The sequence below is a fragment of the Lysinibacillus sp. LK3 genome (assembly GCF_001043675.1).
Taxonomy (GTDB): domain Bacteria; phylum Bacillota; class Bacilli; order Bacillales_A; family Planococcaceae; genus Lysinibacillus; species Lysinibacillus capsici.
Map to the genome: position 1 here is coordinate 311,483 of NZ_LDUJ01000001.1, position 23,633 is coordinate 335,115.

Sequence of the window (23,633 nt, forward strand, 5' to 3'; positions counted from 1 at the left end):
CGTGTTTGAAAAAAATACGTTGGAAGTAAACAAAATAGTTGCTTGTTGAAATTGAACGCTTCATAATAGTAGGAAGTGAATTTTGGACGTGAAAGGAGCGAGAGTTCAACATGGATAAAGTGACGGTTATGAAGGATATTGATGAACTGCATGATACGTTTTGTTCGGATTGCTTAGTGATTAAGCAATTACGTAAAGAACGTGGTAAACCAGGGGCTCATCGTTTCTGCATTGAAGCCTGTTCAGTTGGAGAAAAGCTACAGTTCCTAGGGGAAGAACTTTTAAAAGTTTATAGCAAATAAACACATGAGAAAAGCTACATGTATTAGCAAAACGCTAGTACATGTAGCTTCTTTAATTGTCAAGATTATTTCGTTTCAGCATAGCTGCTTAGATCTTGGTAATACTTTGTAAGAGAGGAAGCCGAAATATCGAATGTCGCAGCGATTTCTTTTACCGTCATAGAAAGGGACTCAAACAGCTCCTTTTCCTGACCATAACGAATCGCACCAGCTGCAATGGCCGCTTCTTTACGCGCAGTCGGTTGACCTTCAATTAAATAGTCTTCTAAAAGCTCAAGCATCGGTGCTGTTTCACGCTCATTTTGCTCTAGGAAATCTTTTACTTGTGTCAGGACATTGCTCTCAAAGTTTGAGAATTCCTCACCCTTATAGCCATTTGATACTAATAACTCCCAAAATGCTAGGTGCTCTTCTTTTAAGAAGGAGCCAACCTTCTTCTCTGAAGCCTCAAAGCGCTTCTTAAATTCTTCAAAGACCTTCGCATGATCCTCTGGGAAGAAAATCAGTGTAGACACAGCTAAATAATGAGCCGATTTCTTCGTGCCATCTGGTAAAATGAAGGCAAATACATGCATACCTTCAGGAATCGGTTTGTTATTTTCACGTCGAATATAAAGCTCATCATTTGTAAGTATATGATTAGCCTTGAAATATTTTTCCTCAACAACAGACACCGTACCAATAAATAAAGTAGGCTGAGACCAATCTTCAAGTACTTTGACTGTAGAAGGTCTTACCGCTTTTTTCTTCGTTTTCTTCAAATAATTTTTCCAAATAGATGGCTCTTGATGGAAGAAAAAGTCGTCTAAAGCGATGGCTTCAATAAGCTCTCGCTGTAAAACGCTCTCTAATTTAGGCTGCCATGTGCCCACATGCTCAATATAGGCACGAACATCTTTACGTTCTGGATATTCTAAGTAAAATGTTTGTAGCACACGCTCTAATTCTTCGATTTGTACTGCTTCCACTGTTACTTGTTGTTTGCCTTCACAACATTTTTTATATTTTTTGCCGCTACCGCATGGGCATGGATCATTACGTTTTACCATAATTAGAACACTTCCTTTAATCATTGTTAATCGTATATTGCTAAATAATTTGCGTACTCTTAATAATAACGGTACTTTTGTATGAAGAAAAATGATTGTCTATTTTGAAATATCTAAAAAATATAGAGGGACGCCCTGATTCTAGTATATGTACGTATTTTTCTACTTAGAACTAAAAAAAGAAAACGATCTATACCTTGAATAGGCAGGACCGTTTTCTAGTTAAATTATTGCTGAACCGCTTCGATTTCCACTGTTAGACGTTCAAGCTCATCAATTAAATGGCCAATGTAGGCAATTGTATCACGAAGTGGTTGGTCAGTCGTAATATCAACACCAGCCATTTGCGCTAACTCCACTGGTGATTTTGTACCGCCAGCCCGAAGAACTGCTAGCCAATCTTCAACAGCTGGAGTGCCCTCTTTTAAAATACGTTGAGACACTTGTGTGGAGATGGTTAACCCTGCACTATATGTGTATGGATAAAGGCCCATATAATAGTGCGGCTGACGCATCCATGTGAGTTCAGCACCTTCAGAAATAGCGACTGTATCACCCCAGAAATCTTCCAACACGGAACGTTTTAATTGATTGAGGATGGTTGCATTAACTGCTTCTCCAGCATCAATTAATTCATATACTTTGCGTTGATAGGCAGCTTCTAGTAAATGTGTAACAAAGTTATGATAATATGTTTTCGCTACAATATTGGAAATTACCCAACGTTTAAAGCGTAGATCTTCATTATGTGTTAGTAAATAATTTGCTAACAGCATTTCATTCATTGTCGATGGCGCTTCAATAAAGTATAGAGATGGACGACTATTAAGATAAGATTGATGTTCATACGTATTTGCAAAATGCCCAGCATGACCAAGCTCATGAATAAGTGTAAAGACTTCATTCATTTGTTCATTCCATGACATTAAAATATAAGGATGGCTACCATACGGACTTGAACAAAATGCCCCTGTAGATTTTCCTTTGTTTGGCGCATAGTCAATCCAGCGTTCATTAAAAGCTCTCTCCATTAATTGATTATAGTCTTCACCCATAACGGCTAATGCCTTTTCAACATATTCTTTTGCCTCAGCCATTGATAATCTTGGATCATACTCAGGATCCAGCGCAATTTTTAAATCTGCAAATGTCATTTGGTCGATTCCGTTGGCTTTTTGAATTAACGTTGCATAGCGACGCATATGCGGGGCAAGCTCTTTTGTAATTAAATCAATTTGACGATTATAGAGCGAACGATCGACATCTTGATCAAATAATAAATAATCAATGACAGAATTAAAGCCTCTTAGGTCAGCCATTGTTTTTTCTTGTTGAATATGTGTGTTATATACTTGTGCCGTTGTATGCTGGTAATCGCGTAGCTTGCTTGAAAAAGCTTGAAAGGCAGCACGGCGTACATCTGTATTTGCTTCAAACTCCCAGTCATTTTCGTACAGCACAAAGCTAAGAGGATGCTTTTCGCCATTGGCTTCAAATTCGCCAAAATCCATGTCCACTAATTTTGTCGTATTGTACGTTTTATATGGCGCGTCAAATGTGGCACTGAAGGCTGCCAGCGCTTTTTCCACTTCAGGATGGAGCTGGTGTGGTTTTCGTTTTAATAATTCCTCTAGATATCGTTTGTAAAGTGGGCTTAATGTCGCTGCTTCTTGTAAAACAGCTTCATCCAATGCCAGTAACTCGCTGCGCACGAAGGATAGTGCACTGCTGACTTTTCCGATAGCTGTACCAAACTTTGCCGCACGCATTTGTGCTACATCATTTGTGCGATCTGTCTCAAGATTTAAGCTTGCATATGTGCCAATCGGAACAAACTTTTTTTGTAGCTCTTCAAAGGCTGTTAACACGTCGATTACTTTTTGTGCATTTGTAATCGTACCTTTGTATTGTTGCTCGAAGCTAAGTGCATCTTCCACTAATTGTGCTAAGGTAGGTTCAAAATCAGCCTCATTGCTCAATAAATCTGTTAAATCCCAAGTTTCCTCTACTGCAACATCTTTTCGTAATGGTAAAACTTTCATTTATGGACACCCCTTTACATATAAGTGATTTCATTATAACGAAACTATTTCGGAAAGTGAAATAATTTCGTAGAATAGTTGAAATATTCTTACTCTAAATCGTTTCTCATGAAGGATGTTTGAAATATTGTCGGTCGGGAACAATGAGTGTATAGCCAACATCTTTTATTACTCATACTAATGGCTAGAACAAGACATATTGGAGGAGAAATTGATTATGACACAAAACTTAAACAAACAATTAAATAAGCTAGTGGCGACATGGTCTGTGTTTTATACAAAGCTACACAATTATCATTGGTATGTCACAGGTCCAGCCTTCTTTACACTGCATGCAAAATTTGAAGAGCTATATAATGAAACAACATTGAATTTAGATGAAATAGCAGAGCGTATTTTATCAAAGGATGGCAAGCCAGTGGCAACATTAAAAGAGCATCTAGAGCTATCCTATGTAGATGAAGCAACAGGTGAAGAAACGACAGAGGACATGGTTGCAACGACAATCTCAGATTTCCAAAAGCTGATGAAAGCTTTAAATTCTACAATGGAGCTAGCCGCAGAAGAAGGAGACGACCGTACAGAGGATTTACTCAATGCCATGTATCAGTCTCTTGAAAAGCATACATGGATGTTAAAGGCCTTTCTTGACAAGTAAAAATTGACAATTTGCATGCTGCAGAAGAAATTCTCTCCAGCATGCTTTTTTTCTGCCCTGAACTTATTATGTCAAATCAGCAACGTAGTTTAAGGCAATTTAACAATTATTACAGTTTAGTAAATTGGGTTTGTTTGTGTGTAGTGCGGGTAATTACCTAGTAAGCCATACAACATAGGAGGAATTGAACATGATGAATGAACAAAATCCAAAAATTGAGGTGGCCCATACAAGGGATGAAATGCTTCACATTTTAGAGAATATGCGAATGGAAGGTTATCACCAAGACGATATTCATATTATTGCGAGAGATCCCCAACAGTTTGAGGATGTAAAATGGGATGCCGATGTGCAAACGCATGAGGCTGGAAATTGGGTAGATCAATTTAAATCTTGGTTTACAGGCGACTCAGCCGTTACAGAGGGTTTAAAACGATTTAATCTGTCAGAGGGACAAATCGCTTACTATGCGCATCTTGTAGAACAAGGAAGTATTGTCTTATATGCAGAACATGAGGATGATGTCGATACACTCCAAACATATCCAGAGACTGCTGAAGAGCAAGAGGAGCGTTTAAGAAATCAACAGCGTATGGCAGAGGCAGAGCAATATAGAAGATTTTTATAATGAATCAAACTAACGAGATATGACTATTTCTCGCTAGTTTGAATATAGACAAAGTCGATTGTTTCGACTTTGTCTATTATTTTATCTAGCATGTCTTGAAAAGAAGGGCTATTTTTTAAATGCCATCTTTATATTTAGAAATGTTATTTTTCGCATTTAGTATTGAAAGAATAGGATCACTTGTTTTCTTTTTAAAAGGTTGCGAAAGCAGGTCTTGTAAATTAGTAGATTCTCTAATATCAAGGCTTTGTTTGGTTTCCATGAGGAGAACCCTTTGTCCTGTTGGTTTGACAAGGTATTGACGTACATAGCCATTTTCGTATCTGACCTCAATTTTCGATTTGTTCTTTTTTTCGTCTTCCTCTTCACGGCCACCGACATGTCTCATTAAATCCAGTAGGTTTTGTGTATGAATTGGTTGATTATCCTTGGTTGGTAAATAATATGACGTATGTAAGGTTTGAATTTGCATGTATGAATCTCCTTTATTTTCGTCCCTGTAAAAATTATACTATTTTACATGTAATCGTGCTATAAATTCAATACATAGTAGAAAAGGAAGCTTGAGAAATAACTCTCAGCTTCCTTTTTTATTCATATGCACTATATTATTGTATGACTTTTTCCTGTGCATCCTTTTTCATAAAACGTAATACATGGAAATGCTCTAATTGTGCTACTAAATTCCCTATAAGAATGAAGCTGCCACCAATCATTAATTTCATTGTTATGCCTTCTCCGATAAACATCATGGCAAACATAGCGGCAAAAATTGGTTCTAAGGAGAATATAAGACCTGTATGTGTAGCAGAAGTATACTGTTGTGCAACAGTTTGACCCACAAAGCAAAACGCACTACAGATGATGCCAAGCCCTAAAATAGCAATCCAGGATATTGCTGAATTTGGCATTGTTGGTGTTTCGAATAGAAAGGTTAACACAAGTGCATAAATTCCAGCAAAGCCAAGCTGATAAATTCCGTATGAAATGGACTCTACATTTCGGGTGAATGAGCTATTTAAAAGTAAATAAATTGAATAACATAACGCAGCAATTGCTACTAATAAATCACCTTTATGGAATGTGAATGAGCCGTGTGCTGTTAAGACGGTAATACCAATCATGGTACAAATGATCGCAAAGCTAACTGCTCGAGAAGGTAATTTTTTTTCAATAAAGCTGCTGAAAATCGGCACTAACACGACTGTTAGGCTCAAGATGAAGCCAGCATTTGAAACAGAAGTAGATTGTAAACCAAATAAACTTAACGCGAACACAATGAATAATAAAAATCCTTGAATAGCCGCATATTTTAATGTTTTACCATTTACTTTGATCATCCGTTTGTAAAAAATAAGTCCTGCTACAAAAAATGCGATGATACAACGTAATGCCACCACATTATAAACTGCCAACGTTTCTAGCCCCATGACCATAAAGGTATAAGAGAGCCCCCAAAACATTGTGACAATAACCATCAATACATTTGCTTTTCCTTGGATACTCATTATGTTCACCTACCATCTGTGTACTAAAACAGTTTTATACTAAAAATTACTATATATCTTGTGTTGTGATTAGTAAAACGAATGTTTATAATGAATAGGATTAAAAAAATTCATGTATATAGAGGGATTGCGGATGAGCTTAGTGAAATATGAGATTTTAACAAAGGTGGCAGAGGTGGCAAGCTTTACAAAAGCAGCTGATGCGCTAGGGTTAACACAATCTGCTGTGAGTCATGCCGTGTCGAGTTTAGAAAAAGAGTTTGGCTTTGCGCTCATTCATCGAAGTCGTGTGGGTGTGACATTAACGAGTGAGGGACAAACAATGCTAAGGGCAATGCGTCAGGTTTTGGATGCTCAGGAATTATTGCAACAGGAAGCAGCTCACATTCATGGCGTGACACGAGGTAAGGTTCGAATTGGTGTGATATCGAGTATTTCTTCCAATTGGATGCCAGAAATTGTTCGAATTATGGATAATCAATTTCCAGGGATACAGGTGGAGTTACGAGAGGGAGATTACTATGAAATTGAACAATGGCTTTTAAGTGGTGAAGTAGAAGCAGGATTTTTGAATGGTCAAAAGTCAGAGCAATATCAGTTCACTGAGCTCCAACAAGACCCATTATTATGTATTGTTTCGGATAAAAGTCCATTGTTTGATAAGACAGAAATTGATATCGTAGATTTAGAGGATATGCCATTTATTATGACTTCCTATAAAGGGACAAATGATGTCAAGGTGCTATTAGAGCAATATCATGTTAAGCCGAATATCCGCTTTGAGCTTTCCGAGGAGGTAGGAATTCTTTCCATGATTTCTCATCATTTAGGGATCAGTATTTTACCTCAGTTGGTTATTCAAAATTTACCGCCAACATTGAGAGCGATTCCGTTAAAGCAAGGTGGCTACCGAACGATTGGTATTGCCATGAAACACCATGCTTCGCCCGTCACAAAGAAATTTGCAGAGATATTAAGTGCTTGGCTAAAAGAACAAAACAGCTCCCTAAAATAGTGGCTATTGAAGCCTATCCTTACATTACGTTAAAATAGTATTTGTATATATTTCAGAAAATAGGTGAGTGTATGGGGACATTACAGGGCAAAACCGTACTCATTACAAGTGGGGGAACACTTGAAAAATGGGATCGTGTACGAGGTCATACGAATTTATCAAAAGGCACAATGGGGTGTTATTTAGCAGAGGCGGCGCTGGCTGCTGGCGCTAACGTAGTATACATGCATGGTTACTTTGCACAGCTCCCAGAAAACCAAAATGATATGACATTGATACAATTTGAAGGCATAGAGGATTTAGGACAAAAGGTGCGTCATGCAGTTCAACAACAACATGTCGATATCGTCATTATGGCGGCTGCGGGCTCTGATTGGGTCATTGACAAAGTATATGATCAATCAGGTAATTTAATGGAGGAAACGGGGAAAATGCCTTCTGACGAACCACCTATTATTCATTTTAAAAAAGCACCAAAAGTATTAGGTCAAATTAAGGGATGGCAACCGAATGTAACGTTAGTAGGCTTTAAGCTCGAAGCAACGAATGATGAGGAATTCTTGTTAGCTCGTGCCAGACTGCGTATGGAAACAGCCAATGCACAATTTATGGTAGCAAATAGCTCTCAGTCTTTATATGGGGGGGATGAACCTCATTGGATTGTACCTGCTGATGGACAGCCTCTTAAAGTAATGGGCAAGCAAAAAACAGCAGAAGCTTTAATGATGTATTTACAAAATCAATAAATGTGAACTGTGTAGAGAAATATTTCTACGCAGTTTTTTCTTGTCTAAAAGGTTAGCATCCTATAATATTTACTTAACGGTCGGTAAAAAAGGAGGGCAATAATGGGAAATAAAGAACAAACTTTTCACAAAATTATAGAAATTGCTTATGGGATGTTTGCGGAAAATGGATTTGAAAAAACAAGCTTAGCAATGATTGCTACAGAGGTCGGTATTTCAAAACCAGCCATTTACTATTATTTTCAATCAAAGGATCAATTAATCGCTTTCATATTTGATGAATTGTATAAAGAAATTCAACATGATGTTGCTGTGGATTATAAAGAGCTTTCTTCTGCTAATTTTAAGGAGGAATTACTTAAGCTAGGCTATAAATCTATTGAGGCACAGGACAAGGACCCTTATTTTAATAAAATATTTAATCAATATGTACTATTAGCGGCCCGCGATGAAAACTATAAAAGACAATTAGTAGAGCTAGAAACCAGCTTTTTAACGAGCTTTGTTGCTATCCTACGATATGGCGTACAGCTAGGCGTGCTAGAGGATACTCCCCATATAGAAGCGAAGGCACAAATGCTAGCCCTCGTCTATGATAATATCGGTAATTTCATGTTAACAGGCAACCAATTGAACTATAGGGCTATTTGGAAGGAGGCAGTGAATAGCGTTATCCAAGGGGGCAAAGATGACAAAAAGAAATGATGATCGGCGCATTGAAGGTCTTGATTTTGCAAGAGCTCTCGCCATGCTTGGCATGTTCATTGTCAATTTTGGCGTCATAACAGGTTCTACAACGAATGGTTCAACATGGTTAATTGCCTTCCAACATCTTTTCGAGGGACGTGCTTCGGCCGTATTTGTCATGCTAGCAGGGATAGGGACAGCCTTAATGACTCGTCAGGCTAGAGAGAGTAAGGACTCAATCCTTCTTCGTCAAAATCGACTTACTTTGTGGAAGAGGGCGCTTTTGTTATTTACGATAGGGATAATATTATATGCAATCGGCTGGACAGGAGATATCTTACATTATTATGGCGTGTATATGTTTGTTGCTGCTTGGTTGATTGCCCAATCCAAGAAAATGATGATCTTCATAATCGGTGCCATCCTTATCCTTTCACAATGGCTTCAAATTCAATTTAGTTACCTTGCTGGTTGGCATCCAACATATGTACTACTAGAGTATCTTGATTTTTGGACACCAGCAGGATTTATAAGAAATTTGATGTTTAATGGCTATCATCCACTATTCCCCTGGATTTGCTTCTTTCTGATAGGTATGGTAATGGGCACATTAGATTTAACAAATCATACATTAAGAAAAAACTTACTGGTGATAGGTTTATTGTTAGTCATCATGACTGAGACTTGTTCAACGTTATTCATTAAGATGACAACCATTCATTTATTAGATGTAGAGAGTGCATTGTATTTATTTGATACAGGACCGATTCCACCGAATATGATGTATGTCCTATCTAATTCGGCTTCGGCTATTGTCATCATTGTTGGCTCCATCTATCTTGTAGAGACATGTAAAAATAAAGTTATTCAATCTTTCATATTAACAGGACAAATGTCTTTAACGCATTATGTTGGCCATGTTGTTATAGGCATTGGAATACTAATTATTTGCCAAAAGCTGGAGAACCAAACACTTGCTTTTTCCATGCTGTATGCCTGCTGTTATTTTTTAGGATGTGTCGTTGTTTCTGTATGGTGGAGGACTAAACATCATCGAGGCCCACTTGAATTCATGATGAGGAAATGGAGCTTGTAATAAATTAATGGATTGCCATCTATTTCTCACTGACTAGGCATAAAATACTTTAGGTATAGGGAGTCTTTTAATCTAAACGACATATTGCATAGTATTCAACTAGGTTTTCTAATATTTTGTATTGACATTCCTATAGCAGAATTATAGAATTATTTTCAAGAAACGCAGTACTCTTATCAAGAGAGGTGGAGGGACTTGGCCCAATGAAGCCTCGGCAACCGAACAACAGGTGCCAAATCCAACAGATGGTGTCTGAGAGATAGGAGGGGCTATCAATCAGTTTGATGCGTTGGCCTCTTTATGAACAATAAGGATAAAAAAGAAGGGGTGTATCGTATGGCTCAGTCAGTAAAAGTAGATGATAAGAAACTAGAGGCAATTGCGAAGGCGATTCAAAATCTTGAATTTGGTGAAGTGCATATTACGATTCAAGATGGTGTGATTGTGCAAATTAATAGGCTTGAAAAGCAGAGATTTCCGCAGAAAAAATAACAATGTTTTCAGTAGAACTTATGTCAAACGGCCACCTATAAGCATGAAGGATTTCCTGTGCTTACAAGTGGCTCTTTTTTTGTGTAAAGGCTAGCTATAAAAGCTTTTTGGTATGGGACCGATATGACGGCGATGATAAAGCAAAGGCTCTTTTTGAGCATTTGTAATGTCTACGACCTGCCCAATAAAAATGGTATGGTCGCCAGCATCGATTTGCTGAAATGTTTTACATTGTAAATTAGCTGCTGTATCATGTAAAATCGGTAGTCCTAAAGAGGAAGTTGACCATTTTGCTTGTGCAAAGCGATCAGGGATTTTACTGGCAAATAGTGTACATAAATGCTCTTGATCACTCGCTAAAATATTGACCGCAAAATTTGGCGCAGTCGTGAAATAAGGATGGAGCTGAGATTTTTTATCGAGTGACCATAAAATAAGGAGCGGGTCGATTGAAACAGATGCAAAGGAATTGACGGTTAAGCCAATCGGTTTTGTGTCATGACATGTCGTGACAACTGTTACACCTGTAGGATAATTACCTAATGCCAATTTAAAAGCAGCTACTAAATCTGTCATTCAAATCACCTCTTTATGAAATTAGTGAACGGAGTTTGTAGGTAAACGAAACTTTTTTTCATATCCTACTAGTAACTCCTTTTCTTGAGTAAATTTTAAACTAATCAAACATACAGGTAAAGGTAATGGGGAAAGAAAGGGGAATGGCCATGACTTTATATTTTGATCATTTGGTTCATCAAGTGGAATCACCAGAAAATATAAAGGTTTTCTTCAATAAACGAAATGTCCATACAGTGAATGGTGGGCAGCACACGATGTGGGGGACTTATAATACGTTAAGCTACTTTGGCTTAAGCTATATTGAACAAATTGCTATCTATGATCGTGATTTATTTGAGCAAGCGGCACAATACCCATATTCCCTACATTATACGTTTAAACGTGATCAAGAGCGCCAGGGATTTTCTCGAATTGCTCTGCGCACAAAAAATATTGAGGAAGAGGGTCGACGCTTGCGAGCATTGGGCTATGAAGTATATGGACCAGATGCATGTAGCAGAACAAGACCAGATGGCACTGTGGTAGAATGGAAGCTACTGCATTTTGGTAAGCCAGATCTGCCAATTGATTTTCCATTTTTGATTGAATGGGCGGAGGAAGATGAAGAACGTTTGGTTCAATTAAAGGCAAGTGGTGCCATTGATGTCAAACAGGCTATAACGATGGAATCCGTCCAATTCTACGTCAAGGACATGCAGGCAACAGTTAAGCTGTGGCAAGAGGTGTTACAGCTACCAGTGCCTACGCAATATGAGCAGTATTTGTCACTACAGCTACCGAATATGCGCTTAGATTTCTATGAGGAAGAGAGCGCGATGACAATGACACTTGGTCATGTCAAAGAGGGACCATTTGGTGTTACATTAAAGGATCCTAAACGAACAAAGGAAACTTTAGTTTGCCCTGGTGCTTTTTATTGGATAAATCGATAAGGAGAAAAGGCTGGGCCATAACTAACTGGGACCTTCATTAAGCCGAATAATCTTTAAATTAACAAACATGATAACTAGAAAAACCGAACTATTCCGAAACACTTCGTAAGCGTTTTAGTGGATAGCTCGGTATTTTTATGGGCTGAAACACTTTTGCTTCCGCCTTTTTACATAAGTATTGAAAAACAAAACCATCAATAGAATTTCTGGTGCTGGCTACTTGCTTTCCTGTGGATTTAGCGTTACAGAGGAGACCCTGGAGCGAAATCACCTCCTCACCTTGCTAGAAAGTTTTAGCTAGTGACATGATCTTTAATTCAACAATATGGAAAAATCCACTTCATCAGAGAAGTGGATTTTCGTTGCCAATTATTATTCAATTGTCATTTTTTTCGGTGTTTCTGTACCTGTATACCAATCAAATTCAATTTCAAATGAATGCTTGTCGCCCTTTTTTGTATAGGAGTATTCGATTTTGAGCTGTTCACTTGGGCTGACAACTGTTGGCTCTGTGTCTTGAACAAAAGTGAATTCACCATTTTCTTTAAGCTTTTTTGCAATCGTTTCCAGTGTTGCTGCAAATTCTGCTACACTTTGTCGTTCTTTATGCTTCAAAATAACTTCAGTCATGGGTTTATTTTGTTTTTGCATCGAAATCCCTCCTTACGTATTGTTACTTCTATTATAACATGGAGGGGGCATTCAGCTTATAAAACAATACAAAAAGCGGATGAAGGAAACGATGCATTTCCTAATCCGCTGCTAATCTGGAACTACACGGATAGTCCCATTACGCTTATAGTTTTACAACATTTGATGCTTGGGGTCCACGATTGCCTTCCACAACATCAAATGAAACCTTTTGACCTTCTTCAAGTGTACGGAAGCCTTCCTCCTGGATGCCCGTAAAATGAACAAATACATCTTCGCCATCATCACATTCAATAAAGCCATAACCTTTTTCATTATTGAACCACTTTACGATCCCCTGTTGCATAAGCATTCGCCTCCAATGCGCTTGAATGTAAAATAAAGTTAAATAAATGGTGCACTCATTGAGAAAATGTGAAAAAATTGCATTTTCTCTTAGAACATACAGGAATTGAACAAATAAGTCAATTGATTGACGAAATGCTTGCATATCTGGCTTTCTTTTTTTTCACAATTAAGACTATAATGGAAATGAACAACATAGAAAGTAGGATGCCAAATGACAACGAAAAATCAACCATTATCAGATTTAGAAATCGCTAGTCAAGCAGTGATCAAACCTATTACGGAAATTGCCAATGCTGCGGGTATTCCAGAGGATGCTCTTGAGCAGTATGGACGCTACAAAGCAAAGATCGACCCATTAAAAATTACTGCTCAGGGCGAGGATGCAAAGGTAGTATTAGTATCAGCTATAAGTCCAACCCCAGCTGGTGAAGGAAAGTCGACTGTGACTGTTGGACTAGCAGATGCCCTTCATCAATTAGATAAGAAGGTGATGGTCGCATTACGTGAACCATCATTAGGTCCAGTCATGGGCGTAAAAGGTGGCGCAACTGGCGGAGGTTACGCACAAGTTATACCAATGGAGGATATTAATTTACATTTTACTGGCGACCTTCATGCGATTACAACAGCTAACAATGCTTTATCCGCATTTATTGATAATCATATCCACCAAGGAAATACACTTAACATTGATCCACGACGCATTATTTGGAAGCGTGTCATGGACTTAAATGATCGTGCCCTTCGTAAGGTAGTGGTGGGATTAGGTGGTCCTGTTCAAGGCATGCCGCGTGAGGATGGCTTTGATATTACGGTTGCCTCTGAAATTATGGCGGTATTCTGTTTAGCAACAAGCATTGAGGATTTACGTGAGCGAATCGCTAGTATCGTGATTGGCTATACTTTCGAGCGTGAGCCTGTCTTTGTGCGTGATTTACAGGTAGAGGGTGCCTTAACACTATTATTAAAAGATGCCTTCAAGCCAAACCTAGTTCAAACATTAGAGGGAACACCTGCTATTATCCATGGTGGTCCATTTGCGAATATTGCCCACGGCTGTAATTCTATTATGGCGACACAAACCGCTCGTAAGCTAGCTGATATTGTGGTGACAGAAGCGGGCTTCGGCTCTGATTTAGGTGCTGAAAAATTCATGAACATTAAAGCTCGTAAGGGAGGCTTTAAACCAAGCGCAGTTGTCATTGTAGCGACAATTCGTGCATTAAAAATGCATGGTGGTGTACCGAAAACAGCGCTTGTAGGTGAAAATGTGGAAGCACTCCTACAAGGAATTGAAAACTTAGCTAAACATGTAGATACAGTTCGTACATTTGGCGTTGAACCAATTATTGCCTTAAATCGTTTTATCACGGACACAGAGGCTGAACTAGAAGCCGTTCTGAACTGGTGTCAAGAAAATCATGTTCGCATTGCCCGTACGAATGTCTGGGAAGAGGGCGGTAAAGGTGGTCTAGCCTTAGCTGAGCAAGTACTAGCTGTGCTAGAGGAAGAAAACAACTTCTCTCCTTTATATGATGTAACAGAGTCAATTGAAGAAAAGGTACGTACGATTGTGCAAAAGGTATATGGCGGGAAAGATGTACAATTTACAGACCAAGCCAAAAAACAAATTGCCCAAATCGAAAAATTTGGTTGGGACTCCCTTCCAATTTGTATGGCGAAAACCCAGTATTCTTTATCAGACCAACCAAGTTTACTTGGTCGTCCAGAAGGCTTTACCATCACAATTCGCGAAGTTATTCCAAAGCTTGGTGCAGGCTTCTTAGTTTGTCTAACTGGCGATATTATGACAATGCCAGGACTTCCAAAAGCACCAGCTGCGCTACGCATGAATGTCGATAACGAAGGACATGCGGTAGGATTGTTTTAACAGAATATTAAAAGCTGCCTACTTAAATGGGCAGCTTTTTTATTGATAATGGGTAAACATGGTTTGTAGGAGGTGACCCAATTCATCGTCTATCTACAATGCAAATATGGTATAAAAGTAAAATTTCGGATGATTCCTTCATCCACCTCTTGAGTAAAAATTCATAAAAATTAATTTTTTTAAAACGATTTTAAGATTCTAGTGAAAACTAGGATCTTTTTTATGTTGCACAAAAATCACGAGAACCTTCCTTATATAAATGTGTTTGGTATTTTTTATCAATAGTTCTCTGATATTGGAAAGATAGAGCGGGTTTTTACAACGAAGGACAATTGTCAAATGAATTTTTATTTAAAAAATACATTGAATTTTCTTTTTCTTTTAAATATAATTTATTTAATTCTAATTCGGAACACTGTACCGATAATAGGAACACGGAGGGATGAAGTCTTGAAAATCGCAACAGATATTGGCGGTACTTTTACTGACCTAGTTTTCACAGATGAAAAAGGAAATCTTCATTTTGATAAGGGACATACGACACCTGGTCACTTTGAGGATGGCATATTAAATGTATTAGGACGACATGTAACGGAAGATTCTTTCATTGAATCATTTATTCATGGATCGACGGTTATCATCAATACATTAACGGAAAGAAAAGGGGGCGTAGTTGGGTTAATTACAACAAAGGGTTTCCGTGATGTTATAGAAATTGCTCGTGGAAATCGACCAGACTTATATAACTTTAAATATAAAAAGCCAGAACCATTTGTAGAGCGTTATTTACGTCAAGAAATTGATGAGCGAATTGATTTTAAAGGAAATATTATGAAAGCGCTTAATACCGAGGAATTTGACGAGATCGTTTATAAATTTAAGGAATTAGGTGTTGAGGCGATTGCCATTTCCTTAATACACGGCTATAAAAATCCAATTCATGAACAACAGTTAAAAGAAGCCATTTTAAAAATTTGGCCGGAAGTATATATCACACTTTCAAGTGAAACGATTAAAGAATACCGTGAGTATGAAAGAACAAACACAACAGTCCTTAATTCTTATGTAAAGCCAATTGCACATGCCTACTTAAAAAGCCTAAAAGAGAAATTAAGCACAATTGGCATTACAGACCATTTAAAAATTATGCAATCGAATGGCGGAACTACAAGCTTTGATAAAGCAATGGAGCTACCAATCAACCTCGTTGAATCTGGACCTGTAGCAGGGATGTTTGGGGCAGCTAAATTAGGCCAACTTTTAAATGAATCGAATATCATAGCTTTTGATGTTGGTGGGACGACAGCAAAATGTTCGCTTATTACAGATGGCAAAGTCAATGTCACAACAGATTACTATATTGAAAGAAATGAAAAATTTGCGGGCTATCCAATTAAAACACCTGTAGTGGATATTGTGGAAATCGGAAATGGTGGTGGCTCTATCGCACGTGTAGATCAGTTTGGCTCATTAAAGGTTGGACCAGATTCTGCTGGGGCAAAGCCAGGGCCTGTAGCATATGGCTTAGGGAATACACAGCCAACAATTACAGATGCCAATGTTTATTTAGGAAGATTATCCTTAGCAAACTTTGATAACCCAGTATCCATTGACAAAGTGGAGGAGGCTCTTGTTGAAGCAATTGCGAAACCATTTAATGTGTCAGCAGAAGAAGCAGCACAGGGTATTTTAGATATTGCAAACTCCAATATGTTAAATGCACTGAAGCTGATCTCTATTCGTAAAGGCTATGATCCTGAAGACTTTACAATGGTGGCATTTGGTGGTGGTGGTCCACTACATGCGATTAATTTAGCAGAAGAGCTTGGTATGAAAAAAGTCATTATTCCTTATGGCTCATCCGTCTTCTCAGCATTAGGAATGATGATGACCGAATATCGACAAGATTACATTCAAACAAGTTTAATGAACTTTGACAAAGACCATCTTGCGGCTATTCAAGAAAATATTGATCAAGTCATTGCTAATGCCTATGCAGATGCACCATTATCAAAGGATCATTATTATTTTGAAATTAATTATGATTTACGCTACAAAGGTCAAGAGCATGCCGTTAAATTAAATGCATCAGCTATTACGCTTGATGAAGAGGGGCTACTTGCATTAGCAGAAGCCTTCCATATCAAACATAAACAAGAGTTTTCTTTTGATTTACCAGCTACACCAATTGAGTTAGTCAACTTACATCTTACAATCTACGGGAAAGATGAGGCGGTTCAATTTAAAGAGCTAGACTTCTCTCATATCGACAATTCCACATGTATCAAGGCACAACGCAATTTATATGTGAAGGGAACAGGTTGGGTAGAGGTCAATGTCTATGACCAACAAAAATTAGTACCTGGCTATGTCATTACAGGTCCTGCAATTGTGGAAAATCCAACATCTACGGTCGTAATCAATAATAATCAATCAATTGAAATTGATAAATACGGCAATTTGATAGTAGAGATGGAGGGGAAATAAAACATGAAAAAAGATGTTTTTGCAGTAGAAATTATTCAAGATTCATTGCTAGCTATAGGCGATGAGATGTTTATAGCTTTAGCACGCTCTTCTATGAGTCCAGTAATCTATGAAGTATTAGACTATGCTTGTGGTTTAACAGATGCCAAGGGTAATTTAATTAGTCAAGGAAACGGTGTAACGAGCTTTATTGGGATGTTAAGTCCAATGGTACAGCGTGTAATAGAGAAGTTTGATAATGGGAAAAAACTACATGAAGGTGATGTCATTATTATCAATGACCCTTATGTTGGAGGTGGCTCGCATTTATCGGATGTGGGCTTAGTTCTCCCAATTTTCTACAACGGTGAAATTATTGCGTACTCTGCCAATAAAGCACACTGGACAGAGGTAGGGGGCATGGACCCTGGTTCGTTTACAAGTAATTCTAATGAAATCTATCAGGAAGGTTTACAGCTACCAGGTGTCAAACTTTATCATCAAGGTGAGTTGAACGATGCAGTCTATGAAATCATTTCTACGAATGTTCGTTTACCAGAGCTTTCAATCGGTGATATGTTTGCACAAGTAGCCGCCTTAAAAACAGGTGAAAAACGAATCGCAGAGCTTTGTCAGAAGTTTGGTGCGGAATCGGTGAAATTGTCCATTCAAAAATTATTGGACAAGGGTGAGAAAATTGTAGAGTATGAGCTTCAACACCTACCTAAAGGTGAATTTTATGCGGAGGACTTTATTGAAGGGGACCCATTAAAGGGTGGACCTTATCCAATAAAAGTGAAAGTCACAATTAGTGATGAGGCGTTTATTTGTGACTTCAGAGGCTCACATCCTGCAGTCAATGTGCCAATGAACTGTTCTCAGTTTGGTTTAATGGCAAGTGTGCGCGTTATGTTCCTAGCATTACTTGGCGATATTGACGTAATTAACGAAGGTGTCTTTAAACGCTTAACGATTATCACAGATGACAATTCGATTGTTTCAGCTAAACGCCCACATCCTGTGTCTATGAATTTTGAGGCACGTATTGGGGCAGCTGATCTAATTTGGAAAGCTCTTGCGCCGCATTTACCAGAACGCTTATCGGCGGGGCATTTACAATCTGTTTGTACGTTTATTCTCACTGGGAAAAATCCTGAAAATGATGAGTCATTCCTAATTGTTGAGCCATCTGTTGGTGGCTGGGGAGCGGCGAATGATGAGGATGGGCAAAGCGGGCAATACTGTATGGGAGATGGTGAAACATATAATCTTCCCGTTGAAATTGCAGAAACAAAATACGGTATTCAAATTGATGAATATAGCTTGAATTGTGACGGTGCTGGTGCTGGTCAATTTAGAGGTGGCTTAGGTGTTCGTCGCGTTTATACAGTCAATCATGATGGTCAAAGGGTTTCTGTGAACTTAGGTAGACATCAATTCGCGCCATTCGGCTTAAATGGTGGTGGAGAAGGCTCTCACAACTATTTAATCATTCATAAAAAGGATGGAACCAAAATTGGACCAGTGGGCGTACTTGCCAATTATGAATTGCAAAAAGGCGACCGTATTGAGCTTGTGACTGCTACTGGCGGTGGTTATGGTTCTCCACACGAACGAAGCTCAGAGGCCATTGAACGTGATCTATTAAATGAATATATTTCTGTAGATGTAGCGAAAGAGCGATACGGTTATCAAAACGCTTAAAGGGAGAAATAGATGACTGTCAAGACATTAAAAAACTCATTGGATATACTAGAATGCTTTGCAACGACAGAAAATGCATTAGGTGTTCGTGAAATTTCACGCATGATGAAACTGCCGACAAGTGTCGTGCAAAGAACCATTAATACATTTACAGAAGCGGGTTATTTAATACAGGATGAACACACGAAAAAATATAAATTAGGTTATAAAATGTACCTTTTTTATGATGTGTTATCGAATTCAAAAGACCCTCACTCGACCATTTATGAATTGATGCAAAATCTTGCCAGTGAAATCAATGAATCAGTATTTCTTACTTATATGGACAATGAATACGGTGTCACAACGAAAATAGCCGAAAGCAATAAAAATGTAAAGTATGCGGTGTCTTTAGGAACAAAGACACCCCTTTACATCGGTGCTTCCTGTAAGGTCATGTTTGCTTATTTAGACCCAGGACGGCAACTGGAATTAATGGCCTTCTTTCATGAGGAACAATCGAAGGAAGAGCAGGTTTCTTTCCTAGCGTCATTAAAGGAAGAGCTGCAACAAATTCGCCAAAACAACTGGTGTGTTACCATCGGGGAGTATAATGAACATGCATTTGGCATTAGTGTACCGTTATTTAACTATAAAAAGGAAATCACTGCATCTCTTACAATTTCTGGGTTAGTATATGATTTAGATGATCAAAGGGAGAAAAATATGCTTGAACAGTTAGTGAAAGTAGCTCAGCAAATACAATCACACATTTCAAAATTATAACAACAATAGGGGAGCTGACACTATGAATAATAAAGTATTACATCCAAGGGCTTTAGAGCCTGTAACTCTACTAATGATCGTCTTAACATCTGTTGTGGGGGCAATTATTGGGATACAGCTAATTACGACTTTAGGGATTTCTGCCAATACATCAATCGTTGGGGCAATATTTGCGATGATTCTTGGAAGAATACCGATTGGCAAGCTAATTGCCTTTAAATCTGTACACAGACAAAATATTATTCAAACTGCCATTTCGGCAGCAACGTTCAGTGCAGCAAGTAGTTTAATGTTGCCAATTGGTATTCCATATGTATTAGGCTATGAAAATTTAGTATTACCATTGTTTATCGGTGTTATTTTAGCGATGTTTGTTGATGCTTTATTATTATATAAATTTTTCGATACAAAGATTTTCCCAGCAGCAGGTACTTGGCCACCAGGGATTGCAACAGCTGAAGCCATTAAGGCGGGCGATAAAGGCGGTAAGAATGCAAAGGTATTAATTGGTGGCGTGTTAATTGGTATCGTGGGATCTGTTTTGAAAATTCCAATGTCAGCTTTTGGGGTAGCGTTCATCGGTAATATTTGGGCACTGACGATGTTTGGGATTGGGCTTTTATTAAGAGGCTATTCTGTTCAATTATTTAATGTTGACTTAAATGCTTACTATATTCCACATGGCGTTATGATTGGTGCTGGGATTGTAGCACTTTTCCAAGTAGCTTTTGCCTTATTGAATAAAAAGTCGGCTAAAAAGTCAGAAGAGTTAAGCTATTCAAAAGATGCAAAAGAAATTCGACAAGCATTTGGTGTTGGGTTTATAGCATATTTAGCCATTGCTCTATTAATCGCTATTTTAGGCGGTATTATTTCACACATGTCTTTCGGTATGTTAATAGGATTCATCATCTTTGCAACGATTGCTGCATTTGTCCATGAGCTAATTGTAGGTATCGCAGCGATGCATGCGGGTTGGTTCCCTGCATTTGCAGTGGCATTTATTACACTGATTGTTGGTATTTTAATTGGTTTCCCAGCTCCAGCACTTGCATTACTAGCAGGGTATAGTGCTGCTACAGGGGTAGCATTTGCGGATATGGGCTATGACTTAAAAACTGGTTTCATTTTACGTGGTAATGGTAGTGATGTTGCATTAGAAAAAGAAGGTCGCAAGCAACAATTGATTGCTGGTATGCTAGCTTTTGCAATTTCCGCAGTTGTAGTATTGCTATCCTATAAATCTTATTTTGCACAGGATTTAGTAGCACCTGTTAACCATGTGTATGCAGCAACAATTCAATCAGGCGTTACAGGCGATGTAGCGAAACAATTAATGATTTGGGCGATTCCAGGTGCATTAATTCAGCTAATTGGTGGTTCAAAACGTCAAATGGGTATCTTATTCGCAACAGGTTTATTACTTGTCAATCCAATTGCTGGCTGGGCTGTATTAGTGGGTATCATACTTCGTGTTATTTTCACATATGTGACGAAAGGTAAGAGAGAATCTGAAATGACGGTCTTTGCAGCAGGTGTCATCGCTGGAGATGCGCTATATAGCTTCTTCTCTTCCATTCTAAAAATAGGGAAATAGAAAGGAGTCATGCTGAATGGCGAAAGGATTATCGTATGAGGATGGGATTGCTGCCGTTTACGGAGGAGCAATCCTTGGCGGAGGCGGCGGTGGTCTCCTAGAGGAAGGACTCAAGCTAGTGGAGGAAATCTTTGCAGTAGGCGAACCTCAAATGGTTGATATTACCGAATTAGACCAAGAAGATTTAGTTGCCTGTGTGGCAATGGTAGGTGCGCCATCAGCGGCCGATCAATATATTTCAAATGAACAGCTTTGTTGGAGCTATCGTAGTATGAACAACTATATCAATCAACGTCTAAAGGGCATCATTACAAATGAAAATGGTGCCATCACGACGATCAATGGCTGGTTGCAGTCAGTCTTATTAAATGTACCTGTTGTGGATGCTCCCTGTAATGGACGAGCACATCCAACGGGAATCATGGGTTCTTTAAATCTCCATGAACAACAAGAATATCAATCCGTACAATTTTATGCAGGAGGAAAAGGTGACTTCGCCGTCCAAGGCTTTGTGGAAGGGAATTTACACAGCACCGCAAAGACAGCACGCCAAGCTTCTATTTTAGCAGGCGGGCTAGTCGGGGTCACTCGAAATCCTGTGACGATTGACTATTTACAAAAACATGGCGCACCAAATGCGATTACCATGGCTATAGAGCTTGGCTATTGCTTCTTAAATGGGCAAACCTTTGAAGAAAAGCTAGCCCATGTGTTGCAGTATTTGAATGGCGTGCACATTGTATCAGGCGCTGTCACAAATTATTCGTTAACAAAGGAAAATGGCTTCGATGTAGGGGAATTATCAGTGGGTGATTACCATCTGACGTTCTGGAATGAATATATGACATTATCGAAAGAAGGGCAGGTACAATCCAAATTCCCAGACCTCATTATGACGTTCGATACAGAGAAAATGATGCCAGTTCCAAGTGCAAGTATTGAAGAAGGAATGCATGTTGCAGTGATTCATGTAGACCAATCTAACTTAAAATTAAGTACAACCATGCAAAACGAAGCACTATTGCGGGAAATTGATGAAGTGATCAAAGGCGTTCTATAAAGTAAGAAAATAAAACAGTAAAAGCTGCCATCATCTACTTGAATGTAAGATGGGCAGCTTTTATTTGTCCTTCAGCGGGATGGTAATACATTTTATCACAATCGTTCCTACTTCCTTTTTCACTTCATACATTGATGGCTTAAATGAATTTCTTACTGATTTGCACAACTCATCGAACGTGGTATTCACAAGCTGTAAGCAATTATCGTGTACGATTTTCATTAAAGGGAGGAGCTACGTTCATACATAATCAAGGTATTGACTAGAAGAAGGTAACAACCAGTAATGAAAAAACAATGCACTTCTGCTACAACTGGCGAAATCCTTTTGGTCATGCAACAAACTAACTTGTTGTTCACATTTTCGGCATGTACATTTGGCTATGCGGGTTAAACAAAGAATTTCTAAGGGAAAGTGTTCACTTTTATTTGTTTAGATGATAGGTTTTCAATACGCACGTCATCTTTTAAACAGGTTATTCAATTGTAAGCCCGCTGAAGTTAATGTTAAATCTGTTAAACACACAGCTGTTGTACATTGCTGAAAAATATGAGGTACAGAACAAATAGCTGTTCTGTACGTTTATCATACAATATTCTGAAAAATTAGTCAATTGAAATGGATTTGATTTTTAATTTTTCTAGATTACCTCTTATGTAATAAAATACAGTATAATTTTGTAGGAAAGGAATGAGTGAAGACTATGAATCATTTAATGAATAAAGTACGTGAAATATATGATCAATTTGATGCTAGTCATGATTTTCAACATATTGAACGTGTCTATCAAAATGCATTAGCTATCCTACATAGCGAGCCAACAGCAGATGAAGAAGTTGTGAAAATAGCGGTACTTTTACATGATGTCAGTGACAAAAAGTATACCGATAGCAAGGAAAAGGAAGAACAGCTTATTGCGGAATTACCTGTTAGTGAAGGTAAAAAGCGGCATATTCGAGATTGCATTGCTCAAGTGTCATTTAATGGTGGGAATGAGCTAGAAGCAACATCATTGGAAGCAAAAATCGTCCGAGATGCAGATCGTTTAGATGCAATTGGTGCTATTGGCATTGCCAGAACATTTGCTTATGGTGGCGCAAAAGGTCGCAAGCTTTATGATAAGGAAGAAGAAGCACGCACAAATATGTCAGAGTCAGAATATCGTCAAAACAATACCGCGTCTGTTACTCATTTTTATGAGAAATTATTACTGCTAAAAGATTTAATGGTGACGGAAAAGGGCAAGCAAATGGCACTTGAACGTCATCAATTTATGGAAAGTTTTTTAAAGCAACTCCAGCACGAAATCGGTCAATAGCACATAGCACAAAAACCGCCTTTTCAATTTGAAGGGCGGTTTTTGTGCTTCATTCGGCTATGGTCTTCGTAGTACAAAAATAATGAAGCGTGCATTTCC

At 38.3% G+C, this 23,633-nt stretch carries 23 protein-coding genes and 1 riboswitch; of the genes, 16 read left to right on the forward strand and 7 right to left on the reverse strand.

The genetic code is table 11. The features are described from left to right. Positions 1 to 110: 110 nt before the first annotated feature. On the forward strand, positions 111 to 302 hold the full coding sequence (locus VK91_RS01455) for a zinc-finger domain-containing protein (RefSeq protein WP_048390078.1): 192 nt from the start codon (positions 111 to 113) through the stop codon (positions 300 to 302). 65 nt (positions 303 to 367) lie between these two features. On the opposite strand, the gene VK91_RS01460 is transcribed toward VK91_RS01455, so the two are convergent. Together VK91_RS01460 and pepF are read right to left on the reverse strand one after the other, a co-directional pair. Next, the gene (locus VK91_RS01460) at positions 368 to 1,351 is read right to left on the reverse strand and encodes an SEC-C domain-containing protein (RefSeq protein WP_004269384.1); all 984 of its coding nucleotides are present in this window, start codon (positions 1,349 to 1,351) and stop codon (positions 368 to 370) included. Positions 1,352 to 1,578: 227 nt separating this feature from the next. Next, on the reverse strand, positions 1,579 to 3,393 hold the full coding sequence (gene pepF, locus VK91_RS01465; protein WP_048390080.1) for an oligoendopeptidase F: 1,815 nt from the start codon (positions 3,391 to 3,393) through the stop codon (positions 1,579 to 1,581). A 217-nt stretch (positions 3,394 to 3,610) separates the two neighbouring features. On the opposite strand from pepF, the gene VK91_RS01470 reads away from it, so the two are divergent. Together VK91_RS01470 and VK91_RS01475 are read left to right on the forward strand one after the other, a co-directional pair. Next, on the forward strand, positions 3,611 to 4,051 hold the full coding sequence (locus VK91_RS01470; protein WP_048390082.1) for a Dps family protein: 441 nt from the start codon (positions 3,611 to 3,613) through the stop codon (positions 4,049 to 4,051). Positions 4,052 to 4,241: 190 nt separating this feature from the next. Beyond that, positions 4,242 to 4,679, forward strand: a complete 438-nt coding sequence (locus VK91_RS01475) for a general stress protein (protein WP_048390084.1) — start codon at positions 4,242 to 4,244, stop codon at positions 4,677 to 4,679. Between the two features lie 115 nt (positions 4,680 to 4,794). Here VK91_RS01475 and VK91_RS01480 read toward each other — a convergent pair whose 3' ends face one another. Together VK91_RS01480 and VK91_RS01485 are read right to left on the reverse strand one after the other, a co-directional pair. Then, on the reverse strand, positions 4,795 to 5,151 hold the full coding sequence (locus tag VK91_RS01480) for a hypothetical protein (RefSeq protein ID WP_048390086.1): 357 nt from the start codon (positions 5,149 to 5,151) through the stop codon (positions 4,795 to 4,797). 136 nt (positions 5,152 to 5,287) lie between these two features. Continuing rightward, entirely contained in the window at positions 5,288 to 6,187 is a 900-nt protein-coding gene (locus VK91_RS01485) for a DMT family transporter (RefSeq protein WP_004269389.1), read from the reverse strand. Between the two features lie 133 nt (positions 6,188 to 6,320). On the opposite strand from VK91_RS01485, the gene VK91_RS01490 reads away from it, so the two are divergent. The 5 genes from VK91_RS01490 to VK91_RS01510 all read left to right on the forward strand — a co-directional run bounded on the left by VK91_RS01490 (position 6,321) and on the right by VK91_RS01510 (position 10,223). Continuing rightward, positions 6,321 to 7,202, forward strand: coding sequence for a LysR family transcriptional regulator (locus VK91_RS01490; protein WP_048390089.1), 882 nt, complete (start codon positions 6,321 to 6,323; stop codon positions 7,200 to 7,202). A 71-nt stretch (positions 7,203 to 7,273) separates the two neighbouring features. Then, positions 7,274 to 7,948, forward strand: a complete 675-nt coding sequence (locus VK91_RS01495; protein ID WP_048390090.1) for a phosphopantothenoylcysteine decarboxylase — start codon at positions 7,274 to 7,276, stop codon at positions 7,946 to 7,948. A 102-nt stretch (positions 7,949 to 8,050) separates the two neighbouring features. Beyond that, positions 8,051 to 8,653, forward strand: coding sequence for a TetR/AcrR family transcriptional regulator (locus tag VK91_RS01500; RefSeq protein WP_048390093.1), 603 nt, complete (start codon positions 8,051 to 8,053; stop codon positions 8,651 to 8,653). After that, positions 8,637 to 9,731: a DUF418 domain-containing protein gene (locus tag VK91_RS01505; protein ID WP_048390095.1), complete on the forward strand. Its 1,095-nt coding sequence runs from the start codon at positions 8,637 to 8,639 to the stop codon at positions 9,729 to 9,731. The genes VK91_RS01500 and VK91_RS01505 overlap by 17 nt, the downstream gene beginning before the upstream one ends. Before the next feature lie 170 nt (positions 9,732 to 9,901). Beyond that, positions 9,902 to 9,997, forward strand: a riboswitch (SAM riboswitch). A gap of 70 nt (positions 9,998 to 10,067) precedes the next feature. Then, complete coding sequence (locus tag VK91_RS01510; RefSeq protein ID WP_004269393.1) at positions 10,068 to 10,223, forward strand: YezD family protein; 156 nt, start codon at positions 10,068 to 10,070, stop codon at positions 10,221 to 10,223. A gap of 90 nt (positions 10,224 to 10,313) precedes the next feature. Here the strand turns inward: VK91_RS01510 and VK91_RS01515 are convergent, their stop codons facing one another. Continuing rightward, a complete protein-coding gene (locus tag VK91_RS01515; RefSeq protein WP_048390098.1) occupies positions 10,314 to 10,799 on the reverse strand; it encodes a flavin reductase family protein in 486 nt (161 codons plus the stop codon). A gap of 149 nt (positions 10,800 to 10,948) precedes the next feature. On the opposite strand from VK91_RS01515, the gene VK91_RS01520 reads away from it, so the two are divergent. Continuing rightward, a complete protein-coding gene (locus VK91_RS01520) occupies positions 10,949 to 11,734 on the forward strand; it encodes a VOC family protein (RefSeq protein ID WP_048390099.1) in 786 nt (261 codons plus the stop codon). A gap of 372 nt (positions 11,735 to 12,106) precedes the next feature. Here the strand turns inward: VK91_RS01520 and VK91_RS01525 are convergent, their stop codons facing one another. Together VK91_RS01525 and VK91_RS01530 are read right to left on the reverse strand one after the other, a co-directional pair. Further along, positions 12,107 to 12,385 carry an amphi-Trp domain-containing protein gene (locus tag VK91_RS01525; protein ID WP_048390101.1) on the reverse strand — a complete coding sequence of 93 codons (279 nt, stop codon included), beginning with the start codon at positions 12,383 to 12,385 and terminating at the stop codon, positions 12,107 to 12,109. A 145-nt stretch (positions 12,386 to 12,530) separates the two neighbouring features. Continuing rightward, on the reverse strand, positions 12,531 to 12,731 hold the full coding sequence (locus VK91_RS01530; protein WP_004269397.1) for a cold-shock protein: 201 nt from the start codon (positions 12,729 to 12,731) through the stop codon (positions 12,531 to 12,533). 213 nt (positions 12,732 to 12,944) lie between these two features. Here VK91_RS01530 and VK91_RS01535 point away from each other — a divergent pair, with 213 nt between their 5' ends. From VK91_RS01535 to VK91_RS01565, 7 genes are all read left to right on the forward strand, one after another. After that, positions 12,945 to 14,624 carry a formate--tetrahydrofolate ligase gene (locus VK91_RS01535; protein ID WP_048390103.1) on the forward strand — a complete coding sequence of 560 codons (1,680 nt, stop codon included), beginning with the start codon at positions 12,945 to 12,947 and terminating at the stop codon, positions 14,622 to 14,624. 450 nt (positions 14,625 to 15,074) lie between these two features. Then, positions 15,075 to 17,111 carry a hydantoinase/oxoprolinase family protein gene (locus VK91_RS01540; RefSeq protein WP_048390105.1) on the forward strand — a complete coding sequence of 679 codons (2,037 nt, stop codon included), beginning with the start codon at positions 15,075 to 15,077 and terminating at the stop codon, positions 17,109 to 17,111. 3 nt (positions 17,112 to 17,114) lie between these two features. Continuing rightward, on the forward strand, positions 17,115 to 18,794 hold the full coding sequence (locus VK91_RS01545; protein ID WP_048390107.1) for a hydantoinase B/oxoprolinase family protein: 1,680 nt from the start codon (positions 17,115 to 17,117) through the stop codon (positions 18,792 to 18,794). A gap of 12 nt (positions 18,795 to 18,806) precedes the next feature. Further along, positions 18,807 to 19,559, forward strand: a complete 753-nt coding sequence (locus tag VK91_RS01550; protein WP_048390109.1) for an IclR family transcriptional regulator — start codon at positions 18,807 to 18,809, stop codon at positions 19,557 to 19,559. Between the two features lie 22 nt (positions 19,560 to 19,581). Continuing rightward, positions 19,582 to 21,156, forward strand: a complete 1,575-nt coding sequence (locus VK91_RS01555) for an OPT/YSL family transporter (RefSeq protein ID WP_048390111.1) — start codon at positions 19,582 to 19,584, stop codon at positions 21,154 to 21,156. A gap of 16 nt (positions 21,157 to 21,172) precedes the next feature. Beyond that, positions 21,173 to 22,216, forward strand: a complete 1,044-nt coding sequence (locus VK91_RS01560; protein WP_048390113.1) for a DUF917 family protein — start codon at positions 21,173 to 21,175, stop codon at positions 22,214 to 22,216. A 703-nt stretch (positions 22,217 to 22,919) separates the two neighbouring features. Next, positions 22,920 to 23,534: an HD domain-containing protein gene (locus VK91_RS01565; RefSeq protein ID WP_048390115.1), complete on the forward strand. Its 615-nt coding sequence runs from the start codon at positions 22,920 to 22,922 to the stop codon at positions 23,532 to 23,534. The last annotated feature ends 99 nt before the right edge of the window (positions 23,535 to 23,633 follow it).